Annotated in this window: 12 protein-coding genes; 4 read left to right on the top strand and 8 right to left on the bottom strand. The window is 43.2% G+C overall.

Going from position 1 to position 16,919, the window contains the following annotated elements; translation table 11 throughout:
- Positions 1–115: 115 nt before the first annotated feature.
- Genes AC1XUD_RS05860 through AC1XUD_RS05845 form a run of 4 tightly spaced genes read right to left on the bottom strand, consistent with a single transcriptional unit; the run spans position 116 to position 5,881 of the window.
- Positions 116–3,259: an efflux RND transporter permease subunit gene (locus tag AC1XUD_RS05860; protein ID WP_483360033.1), complete on the bottom strand. Its 3,144-nt coding sequence runs from the start codon at positions 3,257–3,259 to the stop codon at positions 116–118.
- Positions 3,260–3,559, bottom strand: a complete 300-nt coding sequence (locus tag AC1XUD_RS05855) for a DUF190 domain-containing protein (RefSeq protein WP_483360032.1) — start codon at positions 3,557–3,559, stop codon at positions 3,260–3,262. It lies immediately after the preceding gene.
- A gap of 42 nt (positions 3,560–3,601) precedes the next feature.
- Positions 3,602–4,612, bottom strand: a complete 1,011-nt coding sequence (locus AC1XUD_RS05850) for an efflux RND transporter periplasmic adaptor subunit (RefSeq protein ID WP_483360031.1) — start codon at positions 4,610–4,612, stop codon at positions 3,602–3,604.
- Positions 4,613–4,615: 3 nt separating this feature from the next.
- On the bottom strand, positions 4,616–5,881 hold the full coding sequence (locus AC1XUD_RS05845; protein ID WP_483360030.1) for a TolC family protein: 1,266 nt from the start codon (positions 5,879–5,881) through the stop codon (positions 4,616–4,618).
- Positions 5,882–6,114: 233 nt separating this feature from the next.
- Between AC1XUD_RS05845 and AC1XUD_RS05840 the strand changes: the two genes are divergently transcribed.
- The 4 genes from AC1XUD_RS05840 (at position 6,115) to AC1XUD_RS05825 (ending at position 9,920) form a co-directional block, all read left to right on the top strand.
- Positions 6,115–7,482: a sensor histidine kinase gene (locus AC1XUD_RS05840; RefSeq protein ID WP_483360029.1), complete on the top strand. Its 1,368-nt coding sequence runs from the start codon at positions 6,115–6,117 to the stop codon at positions 7,480–7,482.
- 191 nt (positions 7,483–7,673) lie between these two features.
- Entirely contained in the window at positions 7,674–8,051 is a 378-nt protein-coding gene (locus tag AC1XUD_RS05835; protein WP_483360028.1) for a response regulator, read from the top strand.
- Between the two features lie 244 nt (positions 8,052–8,295).
- Positions 8,296–9,342: a response regulator gene (locus tag AC1XUD_RS05830; protein ID WP_483360027.1), complete on the top strand. Its 1,047-nt coding sequence runs from the start codon at positions 8,296–8,298 to the stop codon at positions 9,340–9,342.
- Complete coding sequence (locus tag AC1XUD_RS05825) at positions 9,339–9,920, top strand: HD domain-containing protein (protein WP_483360026.1); 582 nt, start codon at positions 9,339–9,341, stop codon at positions 9,918–9,920. The genes AC1XUD_RS05830 and AC1XUD_RS05825 overlap by 4 nt, the downstream gene beginning before the upstream one ends.
- Before the next feature lie 384 nt (positions 9,921–10,304).
- Here the strand turns inward: AC1XUD_RS05825 and AC1XUD_RS05820 are convergent, their stop codons facing one another.
- The 4 genes from AC1XUD_RS05820 to AC1XUD_RS05805 form a co-directional block, all read right to left on the bottom strand.
- On the bottom strand, positions 10,305–13,523 hold the full coding sequence (locus tag AC1XUD_RS05820) for a cyclic nucleotide-binding domain-containing protein (protein ID WP_483360025.1): 3,219 nt from the start codon (positions 13,521–13,523) through the stop codon (positions 10,305–10,307).
- 240 nt (positions 13,524–13,763) lie between these two features.
- Positions 13,764–14,318, bottom strand: a complete 555-nt coding sequence (locus AC1XUD_RS05815) for a dihydrofolate reductase family protein (protein WP_483360024.1) — start codon at positions 14,316–14,318, stop codon at positions 13,764–13,766.
- A 279-nt stretch (positions 14,319–14,597) separates the two neighbouring features.
- Positions 14,598–15,155, bottom strand: coding sequence for a fasciclin domain-containing protein (locus tag AC1XUD_RS05810; protein WP_483360023.1), 558 nt, complete (start codon positions 15,153–15,155; stop codon positions 14,598–14,600).
- A 181-nt stretch (positions 15,156–15,336) separates the two neighbouring features.
- Positions 15,337–16,821, bottom strand: coding sequence for a mandelate racemase/muconate lactonizing enzyme family protein (locus AC1XUD_RS05805; RefSeq protein ID WP_483360022.1), 1,485 nt, complete (start codon positions 16,819–16,821; stop codon positions 15,337–15,339).
- Between the last annotated feature and the right edge of the window lie 98 nt (positions 16,822–16,919).

Below are 16,919 nucleotides of genomic sequence, written 5' to 3'. Positions count from 1 at the left end.
TTTCGGAGGAGTATAATTATCTAAGGGCTAGATTTTGATGAGCTTACGCTTTTGCAACATTCAAAAAAAAGTCCGACGAACTTCGCCGGACTCTGAGTATGTGATCCCTTTTAAATCAATCAAGGTCCTCAATATTGTCTTTTTCGACTTTAGGATTTTTTGCAGTCCATAGATAAAGCGTTGGAAGTAAGATCGGTGCGAACAAAAGTGTACTGGTTAGTCCGCCGATAATTACCGTCGCCAGTGGTCGCTGGACGTCGGAGCCAATACCGCTTGATATTGCTGCAGGAACGAGGCCAATAATGGCGACGATCAGGATCGAAAGCAATGCGCGTAGCTGGTCGCTCGATATCTGCAGGATATTTTCCTGTAAGTTTTCGATGTTTCCTTTGACGGCCCGATTAAGCGCCGAGACGAGCAACACTCCGGCCATCACAGAAATCCCAAATATGCTCACAAATCCGACGCCGGCCGAAACGTTGAAATAATATCCTCTCATCAAAAGGGCAACGATTCCACCTCCCAAGGCGAACAAAATACACGACATGGTCACTAACGTATCTGATAGGTTTTTGAACAGCATAAAAAGGAACAAAAACACAACTACGACCGTCAGCGGGATGGTGAATGCCAGCTGTTTTCCCGCCCGTTTGAGGTTTTCATACTGGCCACCATAAATGATACTATATCCCTTTGGAACGGTTACACTTTTGCCGATTTTATTCTGAAGTTCAGCTACAAAACCGCCCTGGTCTCTTCCGCGGATGTTAGTTCTCACCGTCACCATCCTTTTGCTGCCATATCGATAGATATTCGTCTGGCCTTCAATGAAGTGAATATCAGCTAATTGGCTCATCGGGATAAGCGCTCCGGAAGCAGAAGGAACCTGCACAGTTTTGATATCATCAATTGAACTCCTATATCCCGGAAGGAATCGCACAACTATATCGTATTTCTTGGTTCCATCATATAACTTGGAGATCGTTTTACCTCCAATCGCCGCTTCGACCATGTTCTGTATATCAGCTACATTGATACCGAAACGAGCCGCAGCTTCCCGGTTGATATTGATAGCAAGCTGTTCCTGCGGACCTTCCTGCTCTATATTCACGTTGTCTGCACCAGCGGTTGCCTTCACGATTTTTGCAATGGATTCTGCCTTTTGACGCATCATATGCAAATCATCTCCGACGATAGATATGGCCAGATCCGCCGCGCTACCTGTTACAATTTCCATAACCTGATCGATAATCGGCTGACCGGAAGAAAAGTTCACGGCAGGCAACTGGGCCTCCAGATCGCTTTTGATCTTCTGAACAAGCTCTTTTTTCGTGATCGTTTTGCTCCAAAGGTCATAATCCTTCAGACCAATCAGGATTTCATTCCGGTTGGTAGGGAAGGGGTCAGTTCCGTCGTCATTCCGGCCGGTTTGCGTGATCACAAATGATATCTGAGGGTATTTAGATATAATAGCCCGGATTTTCGGCGCATAACTTGCGTTCTCCTGAATCGTGATTCCCGAAGGGAAATTCCCGCGCAGGAATATAGATCCTTCATCAAGTGTGGGTAAGAACTCGCTACCAAGCTTTAGACCCATCAAGACCAACACCAAAACCACCGCAAAACCTCCAATTACTGTTTTTTTGTAATTTTTGAGTAAGGCACCCAGTACTTTCGTGTACGTCTTGGTCATAAAATCGAGAAGAAAGTTTTTGTGTTCTTTCATCGGTTTTTCGGGATCTGACAACGCCTTTTTGTAGACAAATGAGATCAGGACGGGTATGAAAGTCAGTGCAGCGATCATTGATCCGATTACAGCAAAACCTAATGTCAACGCCATGGGCGAAAACAGCTTGCCTTCAACCCGCGTCATCAACAGAATGGGCATATAGGCGAGGATGATGATGGTGACGGAGAAGAAGATTTCGCGACCCACTTCCTGTGCAGAAAGCATCGTTATTTTCACAATTCCCTGTTTTTTCTCTTCCGGCGTGGCTGTGCGGTACTTCCTGATCAGATGTTCCGCCATCACACACGCACCGTCGACGATGATCCCGAAGTCAATCGCTCCCAACGAAAGTAGGTTGGCGGGAATACCTGTCAGGCGCATCAATATAAACGCAAACAGCAAAGAGAATGGAATCGTAAGGGCAACGACCAAAGCGCTTCTGAAACTTCCCAAAAAGAAGATCAGCAGGATAACGACGATGGATATACCTTCAAAAAGCGTATGTGCTACGGTTTCAAGAGAGTGGTCAATCAGGAAACTTCTGTCGTAAAGCGCACGCAAATGAACGCCTTCGGGAAGTTCGCTGCTTTCGAGATCAGCCATTTTTTCTTTCAAAACTTTTAGAACTTCACTCGGGTTCTCATATCTCCGCAGAAGGATAATACCTTCCACGCCGCTGCTTACGTCAACTTTTTCTGCGTTGATAGTATATCCCATCACGCCGCTTGGAGGTGGGGGAGTAATTTCGACGGATGCCACGTCCCGAACGAAAATCGGTACGCCATTTTCAGATTTCAGAACGATATTCTGGATATCCTTTTCGGTTTTTATCGCTCCCAACCCACGAATGGCAAAACCTTGTCCACCTCGGGATATCACATTTCCACCCGTATTCTGGTTATTGACATTCACCGCGTCGATTACATTCTGAAGTGATAACCCATATTTTACCAGTTTTTGTGGCGAAGTGAGAATATGGAACTGTTTCAGAGGTCCTCCGAAAGTCGTAACGTCTGCAATACCAGGCACTTGCAAAAGAGCAGGCTTAATAACCCAATCCTGCAGATCCCTTAATTGGGTGGGACTATAAGAAGGCGGCGCTTCCACCACGTAGCGAAGAATTTCACCTACAGCTGTTGAAAGCGGAGCCAGTTCAGGTTCTACACCATCCGGTAGCTCAGCGGCTGACAGCCTCTCAATAACCTGCTGTCGGGCAAAATAATCATCCGTGCCGTCCTTAAACGTAAGTTGCACTACTGCAAGCCCGAATATAGTCCGACTTCTTCGGTCAAGTACATTTGGCGTATTCTGAAGTGCGCGTTCGATGGGAACGGTAACTTGTTGCTCCACTTCTTCAGCGGCACGGCCGGGATATTGAGCCACGACGATCACGTTGGTGTCGGCTATGTCGGGATAAGCTTCAATTTTAAGTTGGGTAAAGCACCAATATCCTATACCCATAAGCACCACGCTGATCGAAATAACAATCCATCTGTTGCGCAGGCTGAAAAATAACAGGTTCTTAATCATTTAATTCCACTTGTCTACATGATTTGTAATGATAAATCCGCTTTTCACTTCACCGCGTAGCAGCGTGAGAGCTGATTTGACTTTTTCTTCTTCGTCTATGAAAGTGATGATCATAGGTGTTTCATCAAAACTGAACAGATCGTTGGGGCGGTTCAGGTGTTTTCCATCGAAACCCATCGATGCCCTGACCACCGTTGCTCCCTGCACACGCTGTTTGACAAGAAACTGAAGAATGTATTCGTATAATGGCTGGTCTCCTTTCCATTGGTCGGTTCCTATGAATATTTGGGCCTGAAGCATAAATTGATGAGTTATGAGTGTAAACTGATGGACAGCAAGGCGTTAATATCCGAATGATAGGCCCTTTAATTGCATAGCACCTTTAATCACCACATTTTCGCCAGCTTGCAAACCGGTGTATACGATAATCTTATCACCAATTTGATCGCCGACGGTAACGTCTTTCCTGACAAAAGTGGTTGGATTCGTTTTGACAAACACATAGTTTTTACCCTGAATGGTAATCAGCGCATCTTTGTAAACACTCGCATTTTTACCTTCACTTAAGCCGAACGCTACTGTTCCGAACATACCTGCTTTTAGCTGGCCGTCAGCATTGTTGATGCTGACACGAAGCTTGATCATCCTCGTAGTCTGATCTACCATATCTGCCACATCGTCTATTTTTCCAGGAAAGTCTTTCTCAGGAAATGCTGTAAACCGAATTACGCATTTACTACCTTCTTTTACTTTACTGATCTCATTTTCAGGTATATCGCAAATGATATAAGCTGTTCCGGCACTGGCTTTGCGCAATACTGAGGGCTCAAAACCACCAGCTTTCAACTTGGTTTCATGCTCGATAATGGCCGAGCGCTGATTTAGCAGGTTGGTTTCTTCCATTGCAAGAGCCGTCTGCGATTCCAGCAAATCCTTGCCAGATGCAGCGCCATGCTCCTGCAGATCCTGCATCCTGGCCAGTTCAATTTTCCGCTGCTTGATATTGATATTCTGAATCTGGTTTATCATCGCCAGATCTTGTAAAAGTTGAGTGTAGTTTCCTGAAAGTTCCGGATTATCGAAGAGTACGATATTACCTGACGCACCTTCATTGGACGGCACAATCGTAGCCGACACCTTTGCCGGCGCAGTTATTTCAGCAATTAGTGAAGACGATTGTATGGTTTCTGTTTCAAAAAAGTCCGCAGATTTCTTACGAGGAAAGACGATTTCCGTTCCGTTGTTAGTAATCTGAGGCGTCAGGTTCTCCTGCTGTGGAGCATTGTTTTCCTTTTTGGTACAAGCTGATAGACAGATCGCTATTACTAGCGACGATATGATAAGATTCTTCATTTTCTATTGTGCGATTTTGTTAATGAGGCCGGAGGAATAAAGAAGTTCAATATAACTTTGACGATATTGCTGAAGAACATCGTAATACTGCTGACGGGTGTCCAGCCAGCTCCTTTGCGCTTCCAATAAGTCAATAATGGTCGTGCCTCCACGCAAGTAAGAATATTTAACACTGTTAAGTATTGATTGTGATTGACTCAGTAGATCGTTGAAATTCTGCAAGTTAGCTTTGTAGGTTTGAAAACTCTGATAGGACGTCAGAATTTCAGTCTGTATTTTGGTTTGAGCGGTTTCCAGCTGCTGATTGGCCTGTTCCTTCACTATTTGTGACTTTTTAATCTCTCCTTGATTCTTGGAAAATATAGGAATTTCAAGAGTGCCGTAAATTCCCATATAGTGAACTTTGTTTTGCGGGTTATATATGACCCCCAATTCTGGAGTAGGCAACGCGGTTGATTTTTGGAGCTTGATATTGCTTTCTGCCAGGTCTCTGCTAGCCTGGATGGTCTGAATATCAGATCGGGATGAAAGCGCCTCCTTGAGTAAATCGTCAAGTTGTGCGTGAAATTCATAAATGAATTGATCACTGGTATCAACCTGGATGGAATCAGCCGTCCCGAGCAAAAATTTTAGGTTTTTGAGTTCATTCTGATAAACCTGATTGGCAGATTTTAATTGAATCGTATATTGACTGGCAAGCAATTCAGTACGAGCTAGATCAGTAGTCGTAATGACCTGATTTTTTAAACGTAAACGGTTGATATTTGCCAGCGAGTCAACATTGCTCTTCGCATTTGAAAGGATGTCCAATTGTTTGCTGGCTGCCCAAACATCCAGCCATTTTTGCGCAACGGTCAGAAATATATTGCGCTCTGTTTCAGCATATTGCTTTTGCGTAACCCGAACACTTTGTTCTGCAAATGCAATTTTATTCTGGCGTTGAACCGGTAATTGGAACGGCTTGGTGAACTGCCACCATATCTGCCGGTTATTGCCGTTGTACCAGCTCGTATTTTCAGGATAATACTTCGGCTGGATCAATTGTAAGGATTGATTGTTGATCACCGGGTTGGGGCGAAGTTTAGCCGTGATGATATCCGACTGCGAAATAGCGGTGTTGAAACCTTCATTTTTCAATAGTGGGTTGCCCGTGCGAGCAAGCTGGAGAGCTTGCTGAAGGCTAAGGGTACTTTGAACCTGTGCTGAACTAGGATTCAGACTTAGGAGCAGTAAGGACGCGGCGAGAATTGTTAAGGTGAGCCTCTTCATTAGTGATTTTGAATAATGTGCACAAATATTCAGTTGCTACTCTTAAAACGGCGTTAAAAACGATTTATAAAAAGCTTAGAAATGAATTAGAGAAACATTAAATTCAGATAAGTCACGAGTGAACGAGGCAGGTTATACGATCTTAAAGTTATATTTTTCTAAAGAAAATAATTACCTTGAAAACATAATTTAGCGATGTTGTTCAATTTACTATTCCTACTTCCCGTAGCCGCATGTATTATTTTCTGGTTACCTTCTTTCTAATTCGCCACATCAGGATCACACTTAATACCAAAGTTCAGCTGCCAGAGTGGGATAAGAAGCTGAATATCATGGGATTTGTTGCCATTGGGTTGACCGCATTCCAATATTCGGTTAATGAGGACTGGGCAATGTGGTTTTGGCAACCGTTCATGTTTTATCTGTTATGGCTGATATATACGCGCGATGAGTTCAGTTTTATCCGCACTATTGCTCAGGTGGTAATACTTTATGCGGTGGTTGGGTTTTTGGACACGCTTTTTATTACAGTATTTTATAAAAGCATATACAAAGAAAATGCCTCCTACTTTGAAATGGCAGAGTCATTCGCCATCATTTTATGTTTTGGAGTGTGGTTTTACGGAAGAAAACAGCAGAAGGCTTTGCTTAAAGAAAGGGAGGATAGGCAGAGAGAAGAGGAAATTAATAAAGCAAAACGGGAGTCGCTGGAATTTATGGTGGCTGAACGGACTTCCGAGCTGACTGAACAAAAAGAAGAACTCCAAAAGACGATTGAAGTATTGAAATCGACTCAGAGCCAGTTGATTCAGAGTGAAAAAATGGCCTCCCTTGGCGAGTTAACGGCAGGAATAGCACATGAAATCCAGAATCCTTTAAACTTTGTCAATAACTTTTCCGAACTCTCAGTAGAGCTTTGCCAGGAACTGGAGGAAGAGTTGGATAAGGTTGAAATGGATGTGGCTGACAAAGATTATATCAAAGGAATTATTGCCGATTTGAGCCAGAATCAGCAAAAAATTACACATCATGGTAAGCGCGCAGATTCAATCGTGAAAGGCATGCTCCAGCATTCACGCGCTTCCACCGGAGAGAAAGAACCTATTGAAGTTAACGCGCTTGCGGACGAGTACATGCGCCTTGCATATCATGGTCTACGTGCCAAAAACAAGGAATTCAACGCCAAGCTCACCATGGATTTTGATGAAAACATCGGGCTGGTGAAAGTTATGCCTCAGGATTTGGGCCGTGTTTTCTTGAACCTTTTCACCAATGCGTTTTATGCCGTAGCTGAAAAGAAGAGAAAGCTTTTAGAAGAAAACCCTGCGATCTCGTACGAACCGGAAGTAAAAGTGGTGACCAGAAAATTTGATAATAAGCTCTATATAAGGGTGGAAGATAATGGAACGGGGATGCCGGAAAGTGTGAAAGCCAAGATTTTCCAGCCATTCTTTACGACCAAACCAACAGGACAAGGAACAGGACTCGGCCTTTCAATGAGTTACGATATCATTACTAATATGCATAACGGATCGCTGGAAGTAGAATCGGAGCCAGGGGAGAAGACGGTGTTTAAGATTACAATACCGATTATCAATTAACTTGATTAGGAGGAAGGTAGGTTAATCGTAGTTTTCAAAACTACGATTAAGGATAGTAGACCGTCTTTGACGGTCTACATCTAATTCCTTACTACTTTCCAATAGGCACTTTTTCCTACGGTTCCAGATGGTATTTTTGCTCATCATCAACATAGTTTAAATATAAGACACTGAAATTCAATAAATTATATATGAAAATATTAGTGGTCGACGACGAAAGGGATGTCCAGTTTTTATTTGAACAAAAGTTTCGACGTGAGATTAGAAGCGGGCTTTTCGAGTTTTCTTTTTCGTTTTCCGGCGAAGAAGCGCTGGATTATCTGGAAGGCCATTCATCGGAAGTAGTGATGATTTTGTCGGATATCAATATGCCCGGCATGAGCGGAATTGAGTTGCTTAAAACGATCAGAAGGGATCATCCACATGCACCTCCGCAGGTCATGATGATCACGGCATACGGGGACTCTGAAACGCATGAGCAAGCTATCAATCTCGGTGCAGATGATTTTCTGACCAAGCCGGTCGATTTCATCCAGTTAAAAGAAAAGCTACTTCAGATAGGAGCTTAATGAGCAAATGGTTTAGTGAGTGAATGTATGAATGAAAGAATAGTCCAGTGAGTGAATGATTGAATGTGTGAATGAGTGAATGCTGGCTCGGTTCGGGCTTTTCGGGAGTGAAATAAATGGGCTCGACCTTGAGGGTGAGTTTAATATGCACATGATTGTTCATTATTTATCTATTTCCCCGGAAACTTAGCGATTGTCCACCTATTCACGGAATCACTCATTCTCTCAGTCAAAATGATAAGTTATGAAACACAAGATACTAGTCGTTGACGACGAGGCTGATTTGGAATTGCTGATAAAGCAGAAATTCCGAAGACAGATTCGCGAACAGCGTTATGAATTTGTTTTTGCTGAAAACGGCAAAAAGGCCATGGAATTGCTGGATAGTGAGCCGGATGTAGATATGGTCTTGACGGACATCAATATGCCAGAAATGGATGGATTGACATTACTGGTCAAAATCGGTGAGCTAAGTCCGATCTTGAAGTCCGTAATCGTTTCGGCTTATGGCGATATGCCGAATATCCGAACCGCAATGAACAATGGCGCCTTTGATTTTCTCACCAAGCCCATTGATTTCAAGGATTTGGAACTGACAATGGAAAAGACGCTTCGCTATGTAAATCAATTGAAAGAGACGCTGAGGGCGGTGAAAGAAAATGATATTCTCAGGATGTATGTGGATACGTCAGTACTTCAGTTTATGACCCGGACGGAGTTTGAAACTTCCCTGACTGCCAGTGAAAATATTGAAGCTACCGTGCTCTTTATGGACTTGTGTGGGTTCACTAGTATTTCGGAAAAGGAACCCGCTGACGTGGTTGTCAGGCTCATCAACAAGTACTTCGATATCATGGTAAAAGAGATTATTGCGCAGGGCGGTTATGTCGACAAGTTCATGGGCGACGCGGTGATGGCTGTGTTTCGTGGTGAATACCATATGGACCGGGCGGTGGAAGCTTCGCTATTGGTGAGAAATCAGATCAATGGACTTAAGGAAGAATTGACGAGCCAGGGGGAGTATTATCCCAAGGTTTCAATCGGTATCAATAGCGGTGAAATGGTTTCGGGGAATATCGGTTCTGCAGCGCTGAAGCGGCTGGATTATACCGTAATCGGAGACGCTGTCAATGTAGCTCAAAGGCTTCAGGCAGTCGCCAAGCCAGGGCAGATTGTGATATCAGAACAGGGATATGAACTGATCAAAGAGGCTTTCCAGTGTAATCCGATAGGAGAGGTTAATCTCAAAAATAAGGAGAAAAGTGTAAGGGTTTACGAAGTTTTGGAATGAAAATGGATACCGAAGCTGCTTGCATTTATATCGTGCAGAAGTTGACCGACTTGTTACCTGCAGACCTGTACTATCACGGCGTTCATCACACTCTTGATGTCGTTAGTGCAGTAAAAATAATCGCTCAAAATGAAGGTATTATCGACGGTTATGAGACTCAACTGCTGATAACGGCCGCATATTACCACGATTCGGGATTCTTGAATACCTATCAAAATCATGAGGAAGAAAGCTGCCGGATAGCCCTGTCTGTTCTACCTCAATTTGGATATAAAGATGTCGATATCGCCGCGATATCGGAGATGATCATGGCCACCAAAATTCCTCAGTCTCCAAAATCTCATCTGGCCAGAATACTATGTGACGCCGATCTGGACTATATGGGCAGAGATGATTTCGAAGAAATTGCATCGACGCTTTATGCAGAATTGAAGGTCCGGGATATAGTTTCAGATCCGGCAGTATGGAATCAAATTCAGATCAAATTTCTTACAACTCATCAGTACTGGACGAATACGTCGGAGGTTCTGCGAGGAGAGAAAAAATTGTCAAATCTGGGGCGTTTGATTAATATTTAAACGCTGGGTTTAGGGAGTTTCGTGCCTCAATTATTTAAACGCGGAGTTCAGGGAGTTTTTCGCGGAGTTTCGCAGCGTTTTAAAAGGGCGAGATTCCCCTCGTCCCTTTCGTCCTTTTTTCCATCAAACCCATTTCCCAATAGTACCTCAATTATTTAAACGCGGAGTTCAGGGAGTTTTTCGCGGAGTTTCGCAGCGTTTTTCACTATGCGGCATTCACTTTTTCCTTCGTCCCTTTCGTCCTTTTTTCCATCAAACCCATTTCCCTATAGTGCCTCAATTATTTAAACGCTGAGTTCAGGGAGTTTTTCTCTGAGTTTCGCCGTGTTTTTAAAAGGGCGACATTCCCTTCGTCCATTTCCTCCCTTTTAACCCTTCCTCCTTTCAAACTCCCATCCTCATTTTCTCATTCTGCACCCGAATTCTTTGGCAAAGGATTTTAAGCACATTTCTTAGTATTTCATCTCTTTCTTCCATTAGTTCAAAGAAATCTTCCTGATCGATACGGAATAGCATAATATCCGTTTCAGCAACAGTAGTGGCCGACCTTGGCTCTGTGTCAAGTAGTGCAAGTTCTCCAAATATTTCTCCTTTATCAAAAAGGGCAAGCTGTTTGGTCTGATCATAAATGCCGACGTTTCCTGCGTAAATGATATACATGCTGTCTCCCAAATCCCCCTTCGCAAAGATTTCTTCTCCTTCCTGAAATGATACTTCACGCATAATTGGGGCAATCGAACTCAGCACATTTTCCGGCGTTTCAGCGAAAAGTTGCGTGTTCTTAAGAACAATAATTCTTTCCATTTCGGAAACCTGAGCGTTGTTGTGTTGGGTATGCATTGGAGTAGAAGGAGAATTATGTTTCTGGTTTAAATTCAAAACGGACTTTGCGGTTTCGCTGATTAATGTCGTAGGGTGAGTTATAAGTTGGCCAACCAATACGTTGTCACGGCCAGCTTTTTGAAGCGCGAGGGCAATTGTCCAGTTGGTGAACAAGTATTCTTTTTGAGTTAATATAAACGGGTATAATTCGGTATCAGTCGTAGCTTCTTCATGATAAAGTTTCAGAAGTTCTTTGCGCCGTTGAATCGTGATATCTTCGAAGAGTGCGTGCAGACTTGGATACAAATTCCGCGGGATCAGACTCTCTATTAATTCCAGTGAGTTGGCACGTTTTTCGGACGAGTGATGGCGAATTCCCTTCCAGGCATTTTGCAATGCCTCCTTGTCGTAAAGCAAAGCGAACAGATAATATAGTCTCAGTTTTATGGCCTCCAATTCGAAACTAAGCGAGTTATTCCAACTGTCACTTTCCGTTTTTTCATCCATTCCATTCATGATTCTGCCAGCAAGCACTAGTTCCATTCCGATGAACTGTAAAAGCTCCTCAGATTCATGATGTTGTAAACGACTGTTTGTGAGTGATTTGAGAATATGGTCACGCACCGAAATACTATATCTTTCTATATTAATATTACGTTCTATATGATCTGTTAGATATATACTTTTTAAATGGGAGTAAAGTATATTCTGTATTGAAGTATTGCCGGATTTTTCATTTACTCTTGCCAGATGGGTGATATCTTTTTCATTAGCCTGTTCCGAAAACCAATCGGTCAATAGTGTAGATACATCATTTTCCGAAGTGGCGACAGATTCTAAAACTTGTCTGGAAACATCACTTTTTAGCAACGGTTTAAGATGCATCAACAGGTCTGAATTTCCGGAACGGCTAATAGCTGCGATAGCTTTTTTTCGAACGTGGATATCGGGATTATTGAGCTTTTTCAGAACCTGATCCTGATAGCCCGGCAGTTTCAAATCGGCGACGATTTCCAGAGCTGTCAATTCCGATGGGCCGCTTGTGTTAAACAGTCTAAGGATTTGATTGTTAAAAAGAGTTTGATTTTTTCCTGAATGGTGCAAACCCAGCAGAGCTCCCTTAACGATATCCGGATCGGAATTGTACAAGAAATTGGAAATTCTTGCTTCTGTCATTTCGCCCGTGCTGCTGGCAATTTTGACGGCAAGGGTCTGGCATTTGCTATCAGTTTCCTTTTCAATATATTCGTAAAACTCAGGCTTGAATTTCTTTTGTCCTGATCGCTGCAGGGTGTCCAAGGTCTTGAATCGAACTGCGACGGATTCGTGATTCAGTAGTTGGTAGACGTAGTTTAGAAATAAGCTCGGTTTGTATCTGGATATCCAGTCGATTGCGTTGATGACCTCCTCCTTCTTCCCGCTTTTGATATTATCTTCGATGATAGGCAGAACTTCGGCCGTCGAGGCAATATCGATGCTGCGGATAAACCTTTTCCCGATGGCGTTCCTAAGTTCCTCTTTATAATGTTTATATGCCTTACCCAGCAAGAATAGCGCACTCAGCGCGAATAGCAGGGAAAGATCCATTGTTATGCTCACGTTGGACCATTTCATCGTGTAAATGATATACAGCAAAATCCCTGCGATCATCATTCCCAAAGGCTCATATAATCCCTTCGCCAGGGTATGGCCTTTCAGACGCATTTTGGTTGAAAGTGGCTGGAAAAGAACCAGAAAAACCGGGTCGAAAATGGTTCTTCTGACGATTTCAAAAAGGAAATAGGATATGCAATAATATACCAGAAGCGAGGGATCGTCATGCCGGAAGAGGGAGGAAATTAGTAGGCCAAGCGAGGTGATCACCGTTACAAGGGGTAGTAATCTGGCAGTAACCTTAATCCCGAATTTTTCAACTGTTCTTCCCGAAAACAAAACTTTTACAATGGTTGCGATCAGGTAAGTGGCTGTTAATAAAGATCCTACGAATAATATGACTTCGTGCTGGCTATGGAATTTGTACTTGACATTGACAAAGAAATGATACTCAATCCACGTGGCGGTGGCAGATATGGCCATCATTCCCAAACAAAGAGACGTGAGGAGTTTATTGCCACTAAAGTATTTTTGGATAAAGGCTGGTGCTACGCCCGATTGGATGCGTTCGCGTGCGTGATGAGGATTAGGAATGTCGGTATACTTAAATGTCAGGATCTGAGTATACAGGGACAAAGCAAAAAAGACCAGCGAGATAATCAGCAATATCATCAATATCGACGGCGAGTGTATCAAAACTGCTAAAACTGCACCTAAGGATTTTGCCGGAGTATCTCCCGAACCAATTACACTGAAAAGCCTTTTGCTCTGTCTGACGTTGAATACCAGTGCGGAAAGTCCCCAGAATTCGAGATTAATCAATAGATATATGATCCGGTATCCCACCATTATGGCGATTGCTGTTGCAACTCCATGGCCGACCATCAGCAGTCCCATCACTACGACCACCATAAATAATGTGGCCAGCATTGTACCCAGACTTAATTTTTTCAGTAAAAGATGGTGTTCGAAATGCTCATATATCTTCCCTGCAATCATCACGGCAACGGCTGCGACGATATATGCTATTGGAAGCGAGTATTCCGGGTGGTTTTCAAGAAGGAGTACATTGGCGGAAACATATACCAATATTGTCCCGGCGTTGATGAAAAAATTATGAAGAAAAAATAGAAGTGTCTGTTGATTAATTCTGCCCGGCGTTTTTGTCTGCTTTACTTCTGATGTCATAATAGGAATAATAGGCATGCTTCACTTAATGTAAAATAAACATTTATTATCCCTATTGAAAAATGAAAAGTTGGACAAAGGCAATTTAGTGGGATTTTTTAGGAGGGAGTAACTACAAACCTTGAGATTATTATCGCGTTGTGAACGCTGAACCACGGGGAGCTCTCGGTGTGCCGATGGGATCTCAAATCGGTTTCAGCACTGCGATTGCAAATCGGTTCCATCGCTGCAGGAAGGCCTTTATCTCTTTGTTGGCTCATAGAAGAGAACTATAGCGCCGGAGTCAAAGGTCTTTGTTTTCAAGAGTTTTAGATCAATTTTATTGGTTATTGACTTAAATAATGGTAACCCATTACCTAAAACTACCGGATGAATGCAAAGTTGGTATTCATCAATTACGTCAAGGTTTGCCAGGGCTACAATCAGACTTGGACTGCCAGCCAGGATATTTTTACCCTTTTGATGTTTAAGTTCCAGAATCTCGTCTCTGATGATTTCATTTTTCAGCATTGTATTTCGCCATTCAACTTTTTCCAGTGTTCGGGAAAAAACCATCTTTGGAATTTCGTCTATTATTACTGCAAAATCATCCGTTGATTTATTCCCGGTGGGATTTGTAACAACCTCAGGCCAATAATTTTCCATCAGTTGATAGGTACTTCTTCCATACAAAAGGAGGCCCGCGTTAAGGAGCAACTCATTATAATGTTCATGTAGTTCGTCGTCAGCGATCCCGGCCGTGTGGTCGCAAAACCCATCCAATGTCATATTGATTCCTGCAATCAGCTTTCTCATTTTTTTCTTGTTTTGATCAGATGGCAATATTCATATCAGTAACTTGAGGAGCATATCAAAAATACAGTTTTTGAGATTATATCAAAGGCTGGATTGCGATTCTCCTATAGTGTAGGAACCATTTGATAAATTGAGCCATCAAGAGGTTAGGAATAGTTATTTTTCACTTAATAAGCGACTTAATTTTCTAAACTTTTCAATGGTTTAACCAATTCAAATGAAAAAAAAGAGCGGATGACATGACGTCACCCGCTCCGGAAATCCTGATTTTTGAGGAGGTTAAGGCATTAGCACCTTATCTATTACGTGAATCACACCATTTGACTGGTTGACATCTTTAATAGTTACCCTGGCTTTGTTTCCCTTCGTATCAACTACCCAAATTCCTGAGTTGTCTGACATGAAAGTCAACTGCTCTCCTTGCACTGTTTTGGCCATAGTCTTACCGTTTCCTTTCTTGATCATTTTCATCAAAGAACCTGAATCGATTTTACCTGGCAACACGTGGTAGGTAAGCACCGAGGTAAGCATTGCTTTGTTCTCAGGCATCAGCAATTTATCAACCGTTCCTGCTGGCAAGGCGTCGAAAGCGGCGTTTACCGGAGCAAAAACTGTGAAAGGCCCTTTGCCTGAGAGTGTTTCAACCAACCCTGCCGCCTTAACAGCTGCTACGAGTGTGGTATGATCTTTGGAATTCACTGCATTTTCAATAATGTTTTTAGACGGGTACATTTCCGCGCCGCCAACCATTACAGTTTGCTCTTTTTGAGCGAAAGCTGCAACAGACAGGAACATTGCAACTGCAGTAAGTGTGTGCTTGATACGCATTGTTTTCATAAGTATAAGTGTGAACGTTTTTGGAAGATATACGCCCTCATTTTGAAGTTGGATCGATTGACTGAATAAAAATTCTCAACTAAACCTTTTTAGCAGGTGCTATTGATTAGATACCTGCCCATAAAAAAGGCCAGATTCGTCTTAAATCTGACCCTTTAAAGTGCTCATTATTAAATAGATATTAACTCCATAGCCTGTCGTGCGAACGCTTGTCGTTCCATTGATCCGTAGGCGCGAAAAAAGTTTTGTCTTTTGCGTTCAGATGCTTTTTTACTTCTTCTTCATTCAGTTCAATACCCAAACCAGGCGCCTCTAGAGGCACCGGCGCATATCCTTTATTGATCAGCTTGCGACCGTCGGTGGTTTTTACAAGACTTTCCCACCAGGGAACATCTACAGAATGGTGTTCCAATGCCAGGAAGTTTTGGGTTGCGGCGGCACAATGGACGTTGGCCATAAAGCTAACCGGCGTTCCTGCAAAGTGCATGGCCATCGCAATGCCATGGTCTTCTGCGAAATCTCCTATTCTTTTGGTTTCCAGCAATCCGCCTGATGACGCCAGATCGGGGTGAATGATATCTACCGCTCTCTTTTCGATCAGATCCTTGAAGCCCTCTTTAAGATAAATATCTTCACCGGTCAGACACGGCGTTTCTAATGCATCTGACAACGTTTTCCATTGATCGGTGTATTCCCAGGGCACGATGTCTTCCAGCCACGCCAGGCGATACTTATCAAGTGCTTTACCGAGACGGATACCATTGTTTAGGTCAAAATGGCCATAATGGTCTGTTGAAAGCGGGATCTCATATCCGACTACGCTACGCACGTCTTCCACTACTTTCGCCATTTCGTCCAGGCCTTTTGGAGTAATCTGAATGCCGGTGAATGGGTGCTTGGTATTGGCATAAGACATATAGTCTCCTTGCCACTGAGAAAAGCCGCCGCCCCAGAACTTGTTATTTACTACGCTACCTTCGTTGTTGCGAAGCATGCCTATCGACACGTCCATCTTCAACCATGTATATCCCTGATCCACCGTCCTGAATTTGATTTTTTCCTTAAATTCATTCAGGTCATTTGATTCGGGGGTATCAGCATATAGCCTCACGTTGTCGCGATATCGGCCGCCGAGTAATTGCCAGCAGGGTACATTATAGGCCTTGCCGCACAAATCCCAAAGTGCCATCTCAACGCCACAGACTCCACCGGCCTGTCTGCCATGATGACCAAACTGTTTGATGGACTTGAAAAGCTGCTCGACATTACACGGATTTTGACCCAACAAATGGGCCTTCAAAAACAGCGCGTAGCGTTCGTCAGCCCCATCACGCACTTCCCCAAGGCCATAAATTCCCTGATTAGTATCAATTCTGATGATCGGCGTACGACCAACATTTTGAACAATGCAATACCGTAAATCGGTAATCTTCAAGTCAGACGGCTTCGACGCACGGCTCACTTTTGAAGTTGCCTGCGCGATGGTGTCCTCAGTGGACATGCCCATAAATGTGCCGAGCACTACTCCTCCAAAAGCAGATTTCCTGAGGAAATTCCTGCGGCTATCTTTTGTCGACGGATTTTTTATTTCAGCCAGCCGTGCTTCCTGCTCAGCCTGCTCGTTCCTTTTATTTGAGGCAATTATTTGACTGATAATACTCTTCATATGTAAAGTGATTTAGGTTCTAAAAAAACTTCTTCATATTAATTGCTGCTATCATTGACGACGTCACGCAAAGCAGGGAAGAAAAATTGGTAAGAACG

It is taken from the genome of Dyadobacter sp. HNCC25DJ184, assembly GCF_056895215.1.
The sequence above is the reverse complement of the archived record's forward strand: the minus strand, read 5'-3'. Positions and strand labels throughout refer to the sequence as shown.

Excerpts from the sequence above, each read along its gene's own strand:
- AC1XUD_RS05815 (WP_483360024.1), bottom strand. The coding sequence starts at position 14,318 with ATGAGAAAGCTGATTGCAGGAATCAATATGACATTGGATGGGTTTTGC.
- AC1XUD_RS05830 (WP_483360027.1), top strand. The coding sequence starts at position 8,296 with ATGAAACACAAGATACTAGTCGTTGACGACGAGGCTGATTTGGAATTG.
- AC1XUD_RS05805 (WP_483360022.1), bottom strand. The coding sequence starts at position 16,821 with ATGAAGAGTATTATCAGTCAAATAATTGCCTCAAATAAAAGGAACGAG.
- AC1XUD_RS05845 (WP_483360030.1), bottom strand. The coding sequence starts at position 5,881 with ATGAAGAGGCTCACCTTAACAATTCTCGCCGCGTCCTTACTGCTCCTA.
- AC1XUD_RS05825 (WP_483360026.1), top strand. The coding sequence starts at position 9,339 with ATGAAAATGGATACCGAAGCTGCTTGCATTTATATCGTGCAGAAGTTG.
- AC1XUD_RS05840 (WP_483360029.1), top strand. The coding sequence starts at position 6,115 with ATGTATTATTTTCTGGTTACCTTCTTTCTAATTCGCCACATCAGGATC.
- AC1XUD_RS05835 (WP_483360028.1), top strand. The coding sequence starts at position 7,674 with ATGAAAATATTAGTGGTCGACGACGAAAGGGATGTCCAGTTTTTATTT.
- AC1XUD_RS05820 (WP_483360025.1), bottom strand. The coding sequence starts at position 13,523 with ATGACATCAGAAGTAAAGCAGACAAAAACGCCGGGCAGAATTAATCAA.
- AC1XUD_RS05850 (WP_483360031.1), bottom strand. The coding sequence starts at position 4,612 with ATGAAGAATCTTATCATATCGTCGCTAGTAATAGCGATCTGTCTATCA.
- AC1XUD_RS05855 (WP_483360032.1), bottom strand. The coding sequence starts at position 3,559 with ATGCTTCAGGCCCAAATATTCATAGGAACCGACCAATGGAAAGGAGAC.
- AC1XUD_RS05860 (WP_483360033.1), bottom strand. The coding sequence starts at position 3,259 with ATGATTAAGAACCTGTTATTTTTCAGCCTGCGCAACAGATGGATTGTT.
- AC1XUD_RS05810 (WP_483360023.1), bottom strand. The coding sequence starts at position 15,155 with ATGAAAACAATGCGTATCAAGCACACACTTACTGCAGTTGCAATGTTC.